Source organism: Rhodopseudomonas sp. P1, from assembly GCF_039642825.1.
Classification (GTDB): Bacteria; Pseudomonadota; Alphaproteobacteria; order Rhizobiales; family Xanthobacteraceae; genus Rhodopseudomonas; species Rhodopseudomonas palustris_H.
Genome location: NZ_CP088006.1, coordinates 2,504,723 through 2,519,295, shown reverse-complemented (window position 1 = coordinate 2,519,295; position 14,573 = coordinate 2,504,723). Strand labels below are relative to the sequence as shown.

Here is a 14,573-nt window from a genome sequence, read left to right as displayed (position 1 = left end):
CTTTTGATCCGCTGATGACATGTGCGTCATTGTCGCAGGCGTGCGCCGCTCGAGGTCGAGCACATTCACGCATTTGGTACGTAACGCACCAACACACGCCACTCTGCTCTCGGCACTTGCGACTTTCTGGCAATTCTAAATACGCCGAAGAGATGTGTTCGGCGAAGTAGTTAGGCGCATTCGCAAGCCCCGCTGCACGCGTCACGCGAGCGGCAGCGATTGCCGCCCGTCCGGCGTTGTTGTTACGCGAAGCGATATCTCGCGTGACTTACGCCGGAGAAGACAGACTCATCATGACGACACCTGCCGAGATCCGCCCGATGCTGACCATCGAGGGCGAGGAAGATCTCATCGACATTCATTTCGATATGGTCGCCGCGTATCACGGCCAGAGCGCGCTGGCGATGCTCGCAGTGACGTTTCAGGCGCTACGCTTGATGCTGCCGACGCTGTCGCCGCAGCGACCGCTACGACGCTCCGAGATCAGCGTGATCAGCGGTCATCCCGGTCCGGGCGTACGTGACGCTTTCGAATTCGTGACGCGCGCGGTGACGCGCGGCGTCTACACCGTCGACCGCTCGCTGCCGCAGGCGCGGCTGTGTCCGGGCGCCGACATGTCTTACAGCTGGCGGGTTTCGGCGGGTGAGCAGACTGTCGGCGTCGCGCTGCGTCAGGGCGCGGTGCCGGAGCGGTTCTTCGAACTGATCGGCCGCGGCGCGGCACGGAGCGATGCGGAGAATGTCGAACTCTCCGCGCTGAAGCGCAGCGTCGCCGCGGACGTGCTGGCCACGTCGCCCGATGCGCTGTTCGACCGGCTGTAATCGGAGAACGCGATGAAAACCATCATCCGGTTCTCCTGCGGCCACAAGACCTCATCGGCCGGCTGGGCAGAACGGCTCCAAGGTCTGCCCTGCACTATCCGCGATGTCGATCTCTACGCCCTCGACGCTGCGCTGCTCGACGGCGCTGATGCGCTGCTGATCGGCATGCATATGGACCAGCGTTTCCTGCAGGCCAACGCGGCGTTGCTCGGCGATTACGTCGCGGCCGGCGGCATCGCCGTCGTCAGCGGCCATATCGCCCACCCGTTCCTGCCCGGCCTGTCGCCGGTGCAGCCGCTCGGTGGCGGCAGCCTCGGCGATCTGACCATCGCCCGCGCACAGCCGCATCCGATCTGGGACGGCGTGGCGCTCGAGGATCTCATCTTCCGGCGCGGCGTCGCCGGCTTCTACGGCCATGCCTGGCATCGCCCACCGGAGGGAGCGACCGTGATCCACACGATGGGGCCGGAGGCGCGTCCGCTCGACTTCATTTATCGCCACGGCCGCGGCGAGGTGCTGATGCACGGCGGCAATGATCTGTGGAGCTTCGGCGGCGACGATTCGAGCCGTCGCCTGCTGCCGCAGCTGATGTCCTGGCTGGTGGAGGCACGCTCATGACCGTCGCAGTGCTCGATAGCGGCACGTACTATCATCACGAGACGATATTCGGCGACCGTTTCCGCGACCGCTTCGACCGGGTGATCTACGCGCCGGCGCTGACCGCCGACGATCTCGCCGAACCGAATCTGCTGATCATCCCCGATCGCACCAATCCCGATGTGATGCGCCGTCACCAGCCGCTGCTGGCCGACTTTCTCGCCCGCGGCAAGACGCTGGTGGTGCTCGGCGAGAGCGAGGCCGAGACCTGGGCGCCCGGCGTGCGCAGCGCCGGACGGCCGACCAACTTCTGGTGGTGGCTCGATCCTGCGCAGAAGCCGCCGCACCAGATCGTCGCGCCCGATCACGAGATCTTCAGCTACGTCCCGGCGGAGTCGACGATCTGGCACATCCACGGTGTGCTGTTTCCGCCGGACGGCGCGCAGGCTCTGGTCACCGTGCCGGACGATCGCGACGGCCGCGATCCCGGCGGCGCGCTGCTCTATGATGATCGCGTCACCATGCCGGGCCGGCTGATCGTCTCAACGCTCGATCCGTTCTATCACCACGGCAGCCGGTTCATGCCGGCGACGACGCGGTTTCTCGACGGCTTCCTGCGCTGGGCGCAAGCCACCGCGCGATCATAGCCGCGGAGGCGGCGCATCGACGCCCGTCAGCCGGTGCACCGGCACGGTCGTCTCGATGCGCTCGCCATCCGCTTCGATGGTGACGCGGCGCACCGGCACGCCGTAAAGCCGCGCCAGATTGGCCTCGTCGAGCACGCGATCGGCGGGGCCGAACACCGGCTCGCCGGCCATCATCAGCACCTTGTCGGCAACCGCGAGCGCATGATCGGGATGATGCGTGGTGAACACCACGGTCATGCCGTCGTCGCGCACCAGGCGCCGGATCAGCCGCAGCACCACGCCCTGATTGGCAAGATCGAGCGCCGAGGCCGGCTCGTCGAGCAGCAGCACGCGACAATCGCCGGCGAGCGCGCGGGCGAACAGCACGAGCTGGCGCTGGCCGCCGCTGAGCCGGTCGTAGCGGCGTTCGGCGAGATCGGCGATGCCGACAGCATCGAGACAAGCTTCGGCGCGGGCGAGATCGCGGCGGCCCGGCGCGCCGAAGCGGCCGAGATAGCGGCTGCGCCCGAGCAGCACCATGTCGATCACCCGATAGCCGACATCGCCGCGCAGCGCCTGCGGCACCACGCCGACGATGCCGTCGACGTTGATCCGGCCGTGCTTCAACACCAGCGTCGCCGCGAGCGCGCGCAGCAACGTGGTCTTGCCGCAGCCGTTCGGCCCGAGGATCGCGGCGGCTTCACCTTCCGCGATCGCGAATGACAGATCGCGAAACAGCCATTGCTCCGGGCGAAACCAATGCCCCGCCTGCTCCACTTGGATCATGTCGTCTGCCCTCTTGCATGCCGGCGCAGCAGCCAGGCGAACACCGGCGTGCCGACGATCGCGGTGACGATGCCGACCGGAATTTCAGCTGCCGACAGGTCGCGCGCCAGCGTGTCGGCCGCCATCAGGAAGGCGGCGCCCGCGACCGCCGACACCGGCAGCAGCCGGCGATGATCCGCCCCGACCACCATGCGCACCAGATTGGGGATCACCAAGCCGACCCAACCGATCGTTCCGGAGACCGCGACCTGCGCCGAGACCGCGAGGCACGTAGCGCCGAGCAGAATCACGCGGTCGCGTCCGGGCTCGACGCCCAGCGTGCGCGCCTCCTCGTCGCCGAGCGACAGCACGTTGACGCGCCAGCGCATCGCCAGCATCACGCCGCCGCCCAGGATGGTACACGTCGCCAGCAGCGCCAGGTTGGGCCAGCTCGATGCCGCGAAGCTGCCGAGCAGCCAGAACACGATGCCGGGCAGTTTCACTTCGGGATCGGCGATGAAGGTCACGAACCCGACCAGCGCGCTGCAGAACGCGCCAATGACCACGCCGGCGAGCACCAGCGTCAGCACCGGCGAGACGCCGTCGCCACGGTGAACGATCAGCACCGCGGCGAGCGCGATTGCGGCACCGGCGAAAGCGCCGAGATGCACAGGCAGGCCGAAGCCGAACAACAAGATCGCAACCACGCCGCCGAGTGACGCGCCGGATGCGGCGCCGATGGTTTGCGGACCGACCAGCGGGTTGCGGAACATGCCCTGCAGCACCGCGCCGGACAGCGCCAGCCCCGCGCCGGCAATGCCGGCCATCAGCACCCGCGGCAGCCGCACCGTGGTGACCACGATCCGCTCCGTCGGAGTCCAACTCGCGGCGCCCCACCCCGCCGGCAGCCAGTTCGCTGCATCGAAACCGAACGAAGCGAACAGCTCGTGCAGCAGAATGCCGAACACATGCGCGGCCGGCACGTGGTAGCGGCCCGCCGACAGACAGAGCAGCGCCGTCACGATCGGCAGCACAACGAGTGCGGCGGCTATCAAAGATGTCGCGGTCGGATGTCCGGGTCGCACGGCGGCCGTGTCGAGCGTACTCATCGCGCGACCGAAAATCGGGCGTAGCCGGCGGACGCGCTGTTCTGCGGTGTCTGCAGAATGGCGTCGATCTCCGCATCGGCCAGCATGTGATTGTAGAGGAAGCTGTACCAGTCCCGCATCTCGGTGCGCAGATCGGTCGTGAGCCGATCCGGATGCAGCAGTTTCGCGAGCCATGTCCACGCCAGCGCCGACTCGTGGCTCGGCGGATCCCAGCGATAGCCGCCGAGCGGTACACGATACACCCGGTGCTGCTTGATTGCCGCAATGCCCTGCAGACGCGGATCGCCATAGAGGTCGGCCGGCATCGCCGTATCGAAATTACCGAGCAGGATGACATCCGGATTCCACACCAGCAGCTGCTCCAGCGTCACGGTGCGGCTGCCGCCGACCTCCCCGGCTGCGTTGCGACCGCCCGCAGTCCGGATCACGAAATCCGTGTAGGTGTCGCGACCGGCGACGGCGAACGAATCCGAGGCGCGTGACAAATGCAGCACCCGCGGCCGTTCAGCATCCGGCGTTGCCCTGAACGTTGTCGCGAGCACGTCCTGCCGCTGCCGCAATCGCTCGACGATTCTGCCTGCACGCGCCTCCTGCCCTGCGAGCCGTCCCATCATCAGGATCGCGCCCTCGACCTCGTCCTGGCCGCCGTAGCGCAGCCCCAGCACCGTGAGGCCAGCGCGATCGAGCATCGCGATCGGCTCATCGCCCGACGTCGCCCATTGCAGCACCGCGTCCGGATGCAGCGCCATGATCGCCTCGACATTCGGCACCACGCCGGCACCGCGCGTAATCCCGGTCGGGATCTGGTCAAACGACGGAAAGATCCGGCTGAGAATCCCGGCGCGCATCGCTGTGGCCGATGCCGGATTCATCCCGGCGACATGCGCGGCCGAACGATCGATCGCCATGTAGGTCGACGGCGCCGGCATCGGCAAGAACACCACACGCTGCGCCGGTGTGGTGACGGCAACGGTCCGTCCGCGCTGGTCGGTCAACTCAGCGGCCCGAGACGAACCGGCCATTGCCGCGACGCCGATCACCACGGCGATCGCCGGTCTCATCCCTCGCAATGACGACAGCATCACGTTGACGACCTCACAGCGCTCCTCCTGATCTGCCTCTACACGGCATGCCGTTCATAGGCGGCCGATCTCAGAACGCAAAACCAAAACACCGCGATGACGCGCGCGACGCCGTCCTCGAAACTAGAATCTCTCAAGATTGGGTCGGTACGGTTGCGCGCGTTACTAATCGCGCGCGTAACGAAACAGACATCCCATTTTGTAATGTGTCGAAGTTTGCCTGCACACGGTGGTAATCGTGCGCCACGCTAACGTGGGGATGGTGGTGATCGAAGTGACGACTCGATAAGGACCCGTTCACTAATCGTGAACTGGGGGACGCCACCAAATGATTCAACGGGCATTCACGCGCGAATCCGCACGGAGCCGACTTCTTGCTTCCAGCTGCGGACTGAGCGTCGCACTGGCCTGCGCGATGACGGCGGGATCGAGCACCGCGACGCGGGCGCAGACCGCCGACACATCGACACCGCGCGCGCGCCATGTGTTGCCGGAAGTGCGCGTGGAATCGGCAAATCCACCGAAGCCGCAGCGCGCAACAAGGTCGAGCGATGGCCGCGGCGCCCGCCGCACCGCGGCGCAAGCTCCAAAGCCTGCGCCGGCTCAGCAGGCCGCAGTAGCGACCTCAGATCATTCGCTCAAGCCGATGGGTGGCAAGCTTCCGCAACCCGGAATTCCACACACCGCGCAGCAGAGCATCACCGTCGTCGATCACGCGCAGATCGAACAGACCAGCCCGACCAGCCTGCTCGATATCCTGCAGAACGTGCCGGGTGTATCGATCGCGCGCGCCGGCGGCATCGGCGGCCAGATTTATCTGCGCGGCTTCTCGTCCAACAACTGGCGCTCGCCGATGTATATCGACGGCGACCGCTTCCGCGGCCGCAACACGCTGCAGCTCAATTACTTTGCCCCCGAAGAGATCGAGCGGGTCGAGGTGGTGCGCGGCCCCGCCTCAGTGGTGTACGGCTCCGAGGCAATGACCGGGCTCGTCAACGTCGTCACCCGCCGTCCCCAGGTCGATCCGTTCGGCCCGTGGCGCGTCACCCATGGCGGGTTCTCGGCGGGTTACAGCTCGGTCGACAACGGCTTCAGCACCTATGAATGGGCGCAGGCGGCCGGCATGGGCTTCGACGTGCTCGGCGGCGTCAGCTATCGCAAGGGCGGCAATTATCACACGCCGAGCGGCCCCGCGCTCAACAGCGATTATGAGAGCATCGGCGGCAATCTGCGGCTCGGCTGGTCGCCGACCAGCAACCAGCGCTTTGAATTGACGCTGCGCGACTATTGGGAAGAAGATGGCCGCGCCGGCGGCGTCGGCGGCGCACCGGGCTGGCCTTATATGCAGGTGCGGCAGCAGCCAAACCAAGTGCACATGGCGAAGCTGTCCTACGCCGGCGACTTCACCGATCAGCTGGTCCAGCACGTCGAAGGCTCGTTCTACGCCAACTACTTCGACACCAAGCTTTCCACCGTGAACACCGCGACGCCGGGCGTCGTCACCTCCTCGGTCAGCCACGTCGGCGGCCCGCTGGTGATCGGCGGCCGGGTGCAAGGCGTGATTCCGTGGGATCCGGCGCCATGGGGCTTGCTCAAGACGACGTTCGGCTTCGACGGTTTCCAGGAATGGCGGCCGGGCAGCACGTCGTGGTCGGTTCGGCAGACCGCGACGAGCTCGACGGTCACACCCGAGTTCAAGACCGGCCCGGACAACACCCAGGCCAATGCCGGCGCGTTCATGCTGCACGAGTGGAAGCCGATTGATATGCTGACTCTGTCGGCCGGCGGCCGGTTCGACTGGTTCAACACCACATCGGAGCTGTCTCCGGTGAGTTCGGCCCGCGCCCTCGCGGTGCTTCGGCAGAACAGCGACGTTACCGCCACCGCGCCGACCGGCAGCATCGGCGCCACCGTACACGTGACTCCGATCCTCGATCTGCTCGCCTCGGTCGGCACGTCCTATCGCTATCCGACCAATTCCGAGCTGTTCGCGTTCTCGGCGACCTCGATCCCAAATCCGGAGCTGAAGCCGGAGACCGGCCTCACCTACGAGGGCGGATTCCAGCTCAACTTTCCGACCGCGACCTTCAAGCTGACGGCGTTCGACAGCCACTACGCGAATTTCCTGCAGTCGGTGTTCGTCAATTATAACGGGACATCGGTGACGCAGAGCCAAAACGTCGGCCATGCCACCGTGAACGGCGTCGAAGCCGAGTGGCGCTGGCAGGCGACGTCGTCGTTCAACCTGCACGGCAATGCCGCGTGGCTGCAGGCGACCAACACCGACACCGATGCGCCGCTGCCGTTCATCGCGCCCTGGAAAGGACGCGTCGGCGTGCAATACGCGCCGGTCGGCTCCGGCTACGCGGTCGGTGCCGCGGTGGATTGGGCGTCGGCCAAGACCCGCATCAACACCGCGCAGGAATATCCGACCGGTGGCTATGCGGTGCCGAGCATCTACGCCTCGTTCGATCTCGGCGTATTGGTGTCGCGCCGCCTCGGCGACACCAAGCTGCATCTCAGCCTGCAGAACATCTTCGACACCTCGTATGCGAGCGCGTCGACCTATGTGAACCGGTCGTACAGCCAGTCGATGTACAACCCGCTGCTCGAGCCCGGCCGCAACTTCACTGCCCGGCTCACCCACACCTTCTGACGACAAGGCGCGTCTGATGGGAGACGGACCGTCCGGCGGCGTTGGACGGTCCGCCTCCGCTGCGGGTCCTCAGGGGCATCGGACCCACATTCGCCACAGCAGCCCATCCTTGTCGATGAAGTGATGCTTGAGCGCGAACATCGTGTGCCCCGCGATCACCAGCGCCAGCGCCGATCCGAGAGCGAAGTGGATCGTGCCCCAGAGTTCGGCGAGATCCTCGCTCTTGGCGACCGGCGGCGGAATCGGCACGCCGAACAGCGACGCCGGTCGACCATAGGCAGCGCTCATCACCCAGCCGCTGACCGGCACGGCGAACATCAGCACGTAAAGTGCAAAGTGCCCGAGATGGCTGGCGGTGCGGAGTAGCTGCGAATAGGCTGTCGGCAACTCCGGCGGCGTATTGGCGGCGCGCCAGATGAAGCGTGCCGACAGCAGCAGCACCGTCACGACACCGAGCGACTTGTGCAGATCGTAGAGCGCATACTTCTCCGGCGAAGGCGGCTGCTGTCCCATGTAGAAGCCAAGGCCGATCAGCCCGACGATCATTGCAGTCATGCACCAGTGCAGAAAGATCGCCGCACGCGTGTAGCGCTCCTGCGCGGCTGCTGTCGTCTCCATCGCAGTCCTCAATCCGTCACACAATATCAATACCGTACGTACGGTATTGATATTGTGTTTAGCGCGGGTCCGCGGGAGTGTCAATTCATGCTGTACGATGGGTATTCAGGCCGCGTCCGGTGAACCGCCGACACCAAGATGCGAGGCTGCCTGCCGAAATGGAAAGACGATCGCGCGCGGCACATGGTGCGAGAAGGCGCTTTGCGCCTCCTCCCCATGATGTTGACCCCTTTGCGGGTCTCCCGAACGCCGCTCGTAGTCGGCAGAAACAGAACTACTTTACAGATTGCGCGAGATCACGATGCGCTGGACGTCGCTGGTGCCTTCATAGATCTGGCAGACGCGGACGTCGCGATAGATCCGCTCGACCGGGAAGTCCTTCAAGTAACCGTAGCCGCCGAGCGTCTGGATCGCCGCGGAGCACACCGCCTCGGCGGTCTCGGAAGCGAACAGCTTGGCCATCGAGGCTTCGGTCAGGCACGGCAGCCCAGCTTCGCGCAGGCTGGCGGCGTGCAGCACCATCTGTCGCGCTGCCGCGATGCGGGTCGCCATGTCGGCGAGCCGGAACGCCACCGCCTGGTGCTCGACGATCGGCTTGCCGAAGGTGACGCGGTCGCGCGCGTAGTCGCGGGCCGCCTCGAACGCGGCGCGTGCCATCCCGACCGCCTGCGAGGCGATGCCGATCCGGCCGCCTTCGAGATTCGACAGCGCGATCTTGAGCCCCTCGCCTTCGGCGCCGAGCCGCAGGTCGGCCGGAATCCGCATGTCGTTGAAGGCGAGCAGGCAGGTGTCGGACGAATGCTGACCGAGCTTGTCCTCGACCCGCACCACCTCATAGCCGGGCGTATCGGTCGGCACGATGAAGGCGGTGATGCCCTTTTTGCCGGCCGACGGATCGGTGACGGCGAACAGGATGATCAGCTGGCCGTTCTGCCCCGAGGTGATGAACTGCTTGGCGCCGTTGATGACGTAGGCATCGCCGTCGCGGCGCGCGGTGGTGCGCAGGTTCGAGGCATCCGAGCCGGCCTGCGGTTCGGTCAGCGCGAAGCCGCCGATCCATTCGCCGCTGGCGAGCTTCGGCAGGAAGCGCTGCTTCTGCTCGTCGGTGCCGAATTTCAGGATCGGCATGCACGCCACCGAAGAATGCACGCTGACGATGGTCGAGCACGCACCGTCGCCCGCGGCGATCTCTTCCAGCGCCAGGGTGTAGGCCACCATGCCGGTGTCCGAGCCGCCATAGGCTTCCGGCACCAGCATGCCGAGAAAGCCGAGCTGGCCCATCTCGGTCAGTTCGGCGCGCGGAAACGCATGCGCGGCATCACGCGCCGCCGCGGTCGGGGCGAGCCGCTCGCGCGCGAAGTCGCGGGCGGTGTCGCGGATCTGGGTCTGTAGTTCGTTGAGGATCATGATGCGCTCACGACAGCCGCTCGACGGCGACGGCAGTGGCTTCGCCGCCGCCGATGCACAGCGAGGCGATGCCGCGCTTGAGGTCGTACTTCTCCAGCGCCGCCAGCAGCGTCACCAGCACGCGCGCACCGGAGGCGCCGATCGGATGGCCGAGCGCGCAGGCGCCGCCATGAACGTTGACCTTGTCGTGCGGCAGGCCGAGATCGTGCATCGCCGCCAGCGCCACCACCGCGAACGCCTCGTTGACCTCGAACAGATCGACGTCGGCGAGATTCCAGCCGGTGCGTTCGCCGAGCTTGCGGATCGCACCGATTGGCGCGGTGGCGAACAGCGCCGGCTCATGGGCGTGGGTGGAATGACCGACGATCGCCGCGAGCGGCTTCAGGCCACGCTTGTCGGCTTCCGAACGGCGCATCAGCACCAGCGCGGCGGCGCCGTCGGAGATCGACGACGAGTTCGCCGCCGTCACGGTGCCGCCTTCGCGGAACGCCGGCTTCAGCGTCGGGATCTTGTCGAGCTTGGCCTTCAGCGGCTGCTCGTCGGTGGTCACGGTGATCTCCGACTTGCCGGCTTTCAGCGTCACCGGCGTGATCTCGCGCGCGAACGAGCCATCCTTGATCGCGGCCTGGGCGCGGGTCAGCGAGGTGATGGCGAAGTTGTCCTGGGTCTCGCGGGTGAACTGATAGTTCTGCGCGCAGTCCTCGGCGAAGGTGCCCATCAGCCGTCCCTTGTCGTAGGCGTCTTCGAGGCCGTCGAGGAACATGTGGTCGAGTACTCGGCCGTGGCCCATGCGATAGCCGCCGCGGGCGCGGTCGAGCAGATACGGCGCATTGGTCATGCTCTCCATGCCGCCGGCGACCGCTACGGTGGCACTGCCGGCGATCAACAGATCATGCGCGAGCATCGCCGCCTTCATGCCGGAGCCGCACATCTTGTTCACGGTGGTGCAGCCCGCCGACAGCGGCAGCCCGGCGCCGAGCGAAGCCTGACGGGCCGGTGCCTGGCCCTGACCGGCCGGCAACACGCAGCCGCATACGACTTCGTCGATCGCGTCCGGCTTCAGGCCGGCGCGCTCGACCGCGGCCGAAATCGCGGCCGAGCCGAGCTGGGATGCGGTGGCGTCCTTCAGCTCGCCCTGAAAGCCGCCCATCGGGGTCCGCGCGGAGCCGACGATAACGATAGGATCGTGGGTCATGGGAGTTCTCCCTGGATCTTGGTTTGTTTGATCGGGACGATAGAGGAAACGCCGCGCCTCAGCGCGGCGCCATCCGCAGTGCACCGTCGAGGCGGATCACCTCGCCGTTCAGCATCGTATTCTCACAGATCGCCTTCACCAGCGCGGCGTATTCGGCCGGCCGGCCGAGCCGCGGCGGGAACGGCACGCTCTTGCCGAGCGCATCCTGCACCGGCTGCGGCATCCCGGCCATCATCGGGGTTTCGAAGATGCCTGGCGCGATCGTCACCACGCGAATGCCGTGCTGCGCCAGCTCGCGCGCGATCGGCAGCGTCATCGCGGCGACACCGCCCTTGGAGGCCGAGTACGCCGCCTGCCCGATCTGGCCGTCGAACGCCGCGACCGAGGCGGTGTTGATGATCACCCCGCGCTCGCCTTCGGCGTCCGGCTGTTCCTTGCTCATCGCCTCGGCGGCGAGCCGGATCATGTTGAAGCTGCCGATCAGGTTGATGGTGATCGCCCGGGCGAAGCTGTCGAGCTTGTGCGGGCCGTTGCGGCCGAGCACCTTTTCGCCCGGCGCCACGCCGGCGCAGTTCACCAGCCCGTTGACGTGGCCGAAGATGTCCTGGGCGAGCTTCACCGCCGCCTCGGCATCCTCGGCCTTGGTGACGTCGGTGGCGAGAAAGCGGAAGCTGGCACCGAGCTCCTGCTCGAGCTTGGCGCCAGCCTCGGCGTTCAGATCGAGGCCGACCACCTTGGCGCCGCCGGCGACCAGCGTGCGGGCGGTGGCGGCGCCGAGACCGGAGGCGGCGCCGGTGACCAGGAAAACGCGATCAGTAATGTTCATGACGATTTAATCCGTCTCTCAAGCTGCAGAAGAAGTGCCTTGGCCCGCGCCCGCCGGCTCGGTGTCGCGCTTGCGCAGAATGAAGCGCTGCAGCTTGCCGCTCGGCGTCTTCGGGAGTTGCTCCAGGAATTCGATCTCGCGCGGATAGGCGTGCGCCGAGAGCCGCTTCTTGACGTATTGCCGCAGCTCCTCGGCGAGCGCCTCGCTCGGCGTCACGTCCTTGGCCAGCACCACATAGGCCTTGACGATCTCGGTGCGCTCGGGATCGGGCTTGCCGATCACCGCCGCCTCGATCACCGCGGCATGCTCGATCAGCGCGCTCTCGACGTCGAACGGGCCGATCCGGTAGCCTGACGAGGTGATGACGTCGTCGGCGCGGCCGACGAAGCTGATCGACCCATCCGGCTCCAGCTCGACAGTGTCGCCGGTGCGGTAGTAACCGCCTTCGATCGCCGGCGTCTCCTGCTGCCAATAGCCGGAGAACCACATCAGCGGCGAGCGATTCAGATCGACGCTCAGCACGCCGGGGACGTTCGGCGGCAGTTCGTTGCTCTGCTCGTCGAGCACCGCAACGCGGAAGCCCGGCATCGCCAGCCCCGCGGAGCCCGGATGCACGGTGTGGCGCAGCCGGTGGTGATTGTTCACCACCATGCCGAGTTCGGTCTGGCCGTAGTGATCATGGATCGGCGCGGCGAGATGCTCGGCGAACCAGCGGATCACTTCCGGATTGAGCGGCTCGCCGGCGCTGCTGACGACGCGGAGCTGACCCTTCACCGGCGCCGCAGCTTCCGGCCCCGCCGCGATCAGCAGCCGATACGCGGTCGGCGCACCGGCCAGATTGGTAATGCCGCGGCGCTTGATCAGGCCGTAGGTGCTCTCGGCGGTGAACGGACCATCGTAGAAGGTGGTGGCGTGGCCGTGCAGCAGCGGGCCGGTCACCGCGTAGTACAGGCCGTAGGCCCAGCCCGGATCGGCGATGTTCCAGAAGATGTCGCCCGCGCGCAGGTCGACCGCATCGCGGATGTACGAATAGAACGCCGGCAGCGCGTTGATCGGCACCGGCACGCCCTTCGGCAGGCCGGTGGTGCCGGAGGTCGACATCATCAAGAACAGGTCGGTGCCCTTGCGCAGCACCGGCGCGAACTCGGTCGATTGCGCCGCGATCTCGGCATGGAAATCAAGATCGCCGAGCGGCGCGGTCTCGCCCGGCCGCAGCACGATCGCCACGGTCGGGCAATCGGCGACGTCGGCGAGCTTGGCGCGGTTGGCCAGATCAGTGACCACCAGCTTGGCGGCGCTCATCTTGACGCGGTGCTCGATCGCCTTCGGACCAAACGCGGTGAACAGCGGCTGATACACCGCGCCGGCGCGCCAGGTGCCGAGGATCAGCGCCAGCAGTTCGGGCGTGCGCGGCAGCATGCCGGCGACCACGTCGCCGGGCTTCACGCCCTGCGCGACCAGCAGATTGGCCACCCGCGCCGCATAGTCCTTCATCGCGGCAAAGCTGAAGGAGGCGGTGCGGCCGTCCTGGCTTTCCCAATCCAGCGCCGTGCCGCCGCCGGCGACGTGACGGTCGCAGCATTCGATGCAGACGTTGATGCCGGTCGCGAAATTGCCGTCGAACAGGACTTCGAGGTCCTCGCGGCGAAACCGTGCCAGGACGTCGGCATAATCTTCAGTGGCTGCGACCGCAGGATGGGCGTTGCTCATGGTGTTTCTTCCCCTGCCCTCGTTGTTGGCACGAGGGGCTGACGCGAATGGATTCACGGCCGCGGATTAAGCGGCGGAGCCCTGTGGCTTTCTAGGACCAAAATGACCTAGATTTGTGATCGGTTTTGCCACTTTTCAGGAAGGAGCGGACGAATGGAGCGGCGGACGATCGCGCCCCTGTTCGTGGAAGAAGTCGCCGACTGCCTGCGCCGGGCCGGCGTTGCGCCCGGGCCGGTGTTCGCGGCTGCCGGCCTGCCCGAGGTGGTGCGGGAGCGCGTGTCTGCGGCGCAGTTCGGCGCGCTATGGCTGGCGGTCGCTGCGGCGATGGACGACGAGTTCTTCGGCCTCGGCGGGCGGCCGATGCGGCCCGGCTCATTCACGCTGCTGTGCCACGCGGTGCTGAACGCCGGCACGCTGCGGCAGGCGCTAAACCGCGCGCTGCGGTTCCTGAAAGTGGCGCTCGACGATCCTTACGGCGAGCTGCGGGTTGAAGGCGACCTCGCCCGCATCGTGCTGCACGACAAAGCCGCGCCGCGTTCGGCCTTCGCCTATCGCACCTTCTGGATCGTGGTGCATGGCATCGCCTGCTGGCTGGTCGGCCGTCGGCTGCCGCTGCGCCGGGTCGATTTCGCCTGCGGCCCGCCGGCCGTGGCCGCCGACTATCGCTCGTTCTTTGGCGCGCCGGTGCGGTTCGGTCAGCCGCAAAGCGCGCTGGCGTTCGACGCCAGCTATCTCGATCTGCCCACCACGCGCACCGAGCGGGCGCTGAAGGAGTTTCTGCGGCTGGCGCCGGCCAACATCCTGGTGCGCTATCGCCACGACGCCACCCTCACCGCCGCGATCCGCACCACGCTGCGCGCCAAGCCGCCGACTTCGTGGCCCAACTTCGAGACGCTGGCGAAGCAGATGAAGATCCCGGCCTCAACGCTGCGCCGGCGGCTACGCGCCGAGGGGCAGACCTACCAGACCATCAAGGATGAGATCCGCCGCGCGCTCGCGATCCGCTGGCTCGCCGAGAACGAAAAACCGGTCGGCGATATCGCGGCCGATCTCGGCTTTGCCGAGCCCAGCGCCTTCCACCGCGCGTTCCGGAAATGGATGGCGCGCAGCCCCGGCGCCTTCCGCCGCGAAACCCGCGCGGGCTGACAGATCATCTCACCG

The 14,573-nt window shown here is 66.8% G+C and carries 13 protein-coding genes; 5 read left to right on the top strand and 8 right to left on the bottom strand.

Annotation, left to right across the window (positions count from 1 at the left end):
* Positions 1-293 precede the first annotated feature (293 nt).
* The 3 genes from LRC39_RS11690 to LRC39_RS11680 are packed head-to-tail and all read left to right on the top strand — an operon-like array spanning position 294 to position 2,065.
* Entirely contained in the window at positions 294-821 is a 528-nt protein-coding gene (locus LRC39_RS11690; protein WP_346297373.1) for a hypothetical protein, read from the top strand.
* A 12-nt stretch (positions 822-833) separates the two neighbouring features.
* The gene (locus tag LRC39_RS11685) at positions 834-1,439 is read left to right on the top strand and encodes a hypothetical protein (protein ID WP_346297372.1); all 606 of its coding nucleotides are present in this window, start codon (positions 834-836) and stop codon (positions 1,437-1,439) included.
* A complete protein-coding gene (locus tag LRC39_RS11680) occupies positions 1,436-2,065 on the top strand; it encodes a hypothetical protein (RefSeq protein ID WP_346297371.1) in 630 nt (209 codons plus the stop codon). Before LRC39_RS11685 ends, LRC39_RS11680 begins: the two co-directional genes overlap by 4 nt.
* Here the strand turns inward: LRC39_RS11680 and LRC39_RS11675 are convergent.
* Genes LRC39_RS11675 through LRC39_RS11665 form a run of 3 tightly spaced genes read right to left on the bottom strand, consistent with a single transcriptional unit; the run spans position 2,060 to position 4,979 of the window.
* Positions 2,060-2,830: an ABC transporter ATP-binding protein gene (locus LRC39_RS11675; RefSeq protein ID WP_346297370.1), complete on the bottom strand. Its 771-nt coding sequence runs from the start codon at positions 2,828-2,830 to the stop codon at positions 2,060-2,062. The two genes, LRC39_RS11680 and LRC39_RS11675, sit on opposite strands and share 6 nt — an antisense overlap.
* Positions 2,827-3,918, bottom strand: coding sequence for a FecCD family ABC transporter permease (locus tag LRC39_RS11670; RefSeq protein WP_346297369.1), 1,092 nt, complete (start codon positions 3,916-3,918; stop codon positions 2,827-2,829). The genes LRC39_RS11675 and LRC39_RS11670 overlap by 4 nt, the downstream gene beginning before the upstream one ends.
* The gene (locus LRC39_RS11665; protein ID WP_346297368.1) at positions 3,915-4,979 is read right to left on the bottom strand and encodes an ABC transporter substrate-binding protein; all 1,065 of its coding nucleotides are present in this window, start codon (positions 4,977-4,979) and stop codon (positions 3,915-3,917) included. The genes LRC39_RS11670 and LRC39_RS11665 overlap by 4 nt, the downstream gene beginning before the upstream one ends.
* Before the next feature lie 667 nt (positions 4,980-5,646).
* Here LRC39_RS11665 and LRC39_RS11660 point away from each other — a divergent pair.
* Positions 5,647-7,656, top strand: coding sequence for a TonB-dependent receptor (locus tag LRC39_RS11660; RefSeq protein WP_346297367.1), 2,010 nt, complete (start codon positions 5,647-5,649; stop codon positions 7,654-7,656).
* Between the two features lie 69 nt (positions 7,657-7,725).
* Here the strand turns inward: LRC39_RS11660 and LRC39_RS11655 are convergent, their stop codons facing one another.
* The 5 genes from LRC39_RS11655 to LRC39_RS11635 form a co-directional block, all read right to left on the bottom strand.
* Positions 7,726-8,274, bottom strand: coding sequence for a cytochrome b (locus LRC39_RS11655; RefSeq protein WP_346297366.1), 549 nt, complete (start codon positions 8,272-8,274; stop codon positions 7,726-7,728).
* 279 nt (positions 8,275-8,553) lie between these two features.
* Positions 8,554-9,681, bottom strand: a complete 1,128-nt coding sequence (locus LRC39_RS11650) for an acyl-CoA dehydrogenase family protein (RefSeq protein WP_346297365.1) — start codon at positions 9,679-9,681, stop codon at positions 8,554-8,556.
* Positions 9,682-9,688: 7 nt separating this feature from the next.
* Positions 9,689-10,876 (bottom strand): acetyl-CoA C-acetyltransferase, encoded by a 1,188-nt coding sequence (locus LRC39_RS11645; RefSeq protein ID WP_346297364.1) that lies wholly within the window; start codon positions 10,874-10,876, stop codon positions 9,689-9,691.
* Between the two features lie 58 nt (positions 10,877-10,934).
* Positions 10,935-11,702, bottom strand: a complete 768-nt coding sequence (locus tag LRC39_RS11640; RefSeq protein WP_107344209.1) for a 3-hydroxyacyl-CoA dehydrogenase — start codon at positions 11,700-11,702, stop codon at positions 10,935-10,937.
* A gap of 18 nt (positions 11,703-11,720) precedes the next feature.
* Entirely contained in the window at positions 11,721-13,412 is a 1,692-nt protein-coding gene (locus LRC39_RS11635) for an AMP-binding protein (protein ID WP_346297363.1), read from the bottom strand.
* A gap of 153 nt (positions 13,413-13,565) precedes the next feature.
* On the opposite strand from LRC39_RS11635, the gene LRC39_RS11630 reads away from it, so the two are divergent.
* Positions 13,566-14,558 (top strand): AraC family transcriptional regulator, encoded by a 993-nt coding sequence (locus tag LRC39_RS11630; RefSeq protein ID WP_346297362.1) that lies wholly within the window; start codon positions 13,566-13,568, stop codon positions 14,556-14,558.
* The last annotated feature ends 15 nt before the right edge of the window (positions 14,559-14,573 follow it).

Bases quoted from the DNA above. Each gene is read 5' to 3' on its own strand.
- LRC39_RS11690 (WP_346297373.1), top strand. From the start codon at position 294: ATGACGACACCTGCCGAGATCCGCCCGATGCTGACCATCGAGGGCGAG.
- LRC39_RS11685 (WP_346297372.1), top strand. From the start codon at position 834: ATGAAAACCATCATCCGGTTCTCCTGCGGCCACAAGACCTCATCGGCC.
- LRC39_RS11680 (WP_346297371.1), top strand. From the start codon at position 1,436: ATGACCGTCGCAGTGCTCGATAGCGGCACGTACTATCATCACGAGACG.
- LRC39_RS11675 (WP_346297370.1), bottom strand. From the start codon at position 2,830: ATGATCCAAGTGGAGCAGGCGGGGCATTGGTTTCGCCCGGAGCAATGG.
- LRC39_RS11670 (WP_346297369.1), bottom strand. From the start codon at position 3,918: ATGAGTACGCTCGACACGGCCGCCGTGCGACCCGGACATCCGACCGCG.
- LRC39_RS11665 (WP_346297368.1), bottom strand. From the start codon at position 4,979: ATGAGACCGGCGATCGCCGTGGTGATCGGCGTCGCGGCAATGGCCGGT.
- LRC39_RS11660 (WP_346297367.1), top strand. From the start codon at position 5,647: ATGGGTGGCAAGCTTCCGCAACCCGGAATTCCACACACCGCGCAGCAG.
- LRC39_RS11655 (WP_346297366.1), bottom strand. From the start codon at position 8,274: ATGGAGACGACAGCAGCCGCGCAGGAGCGCTACACGCGTGCGGCGATC.
- LRC39_RS11650 (WP_346297365.1), bottom strand. From the start codon at position 9,681: ATGATCCTCAACGAACTACAGACCCAGATCCGCGACACCGCCCGCGAC.
- LRC39_RS11645 (WP_346297364.1), bottom strand. From the start codon at position 10,876: ATGACCCACGATCCTATCGTTATCGTCGGCTCCGCGCGGACCCCGATG.
- LRC39_RS11640 (WP_107344209.1), bottom strand. From the start codon at position 11,702: ATGAACATTACTGATCGCGTTTTCCTGGTCACCGGCGCCGCCTCCGGT.
- LRC39_RS11635 (WP_346297363.1), bottom strand. From the start codon at position 13,412: ATGAGCAACGCCCATCCTGCGGTCGCAGCCACTGAAGATTATGCCGAC.
- LRC39_RS11630 (WP_346297362.1), top strand. From the start codon at position 13,566: ATGGAGCGGCGGACGATCGCGCCCCTGTTCGTGGAAGAAGTCGCCGAC.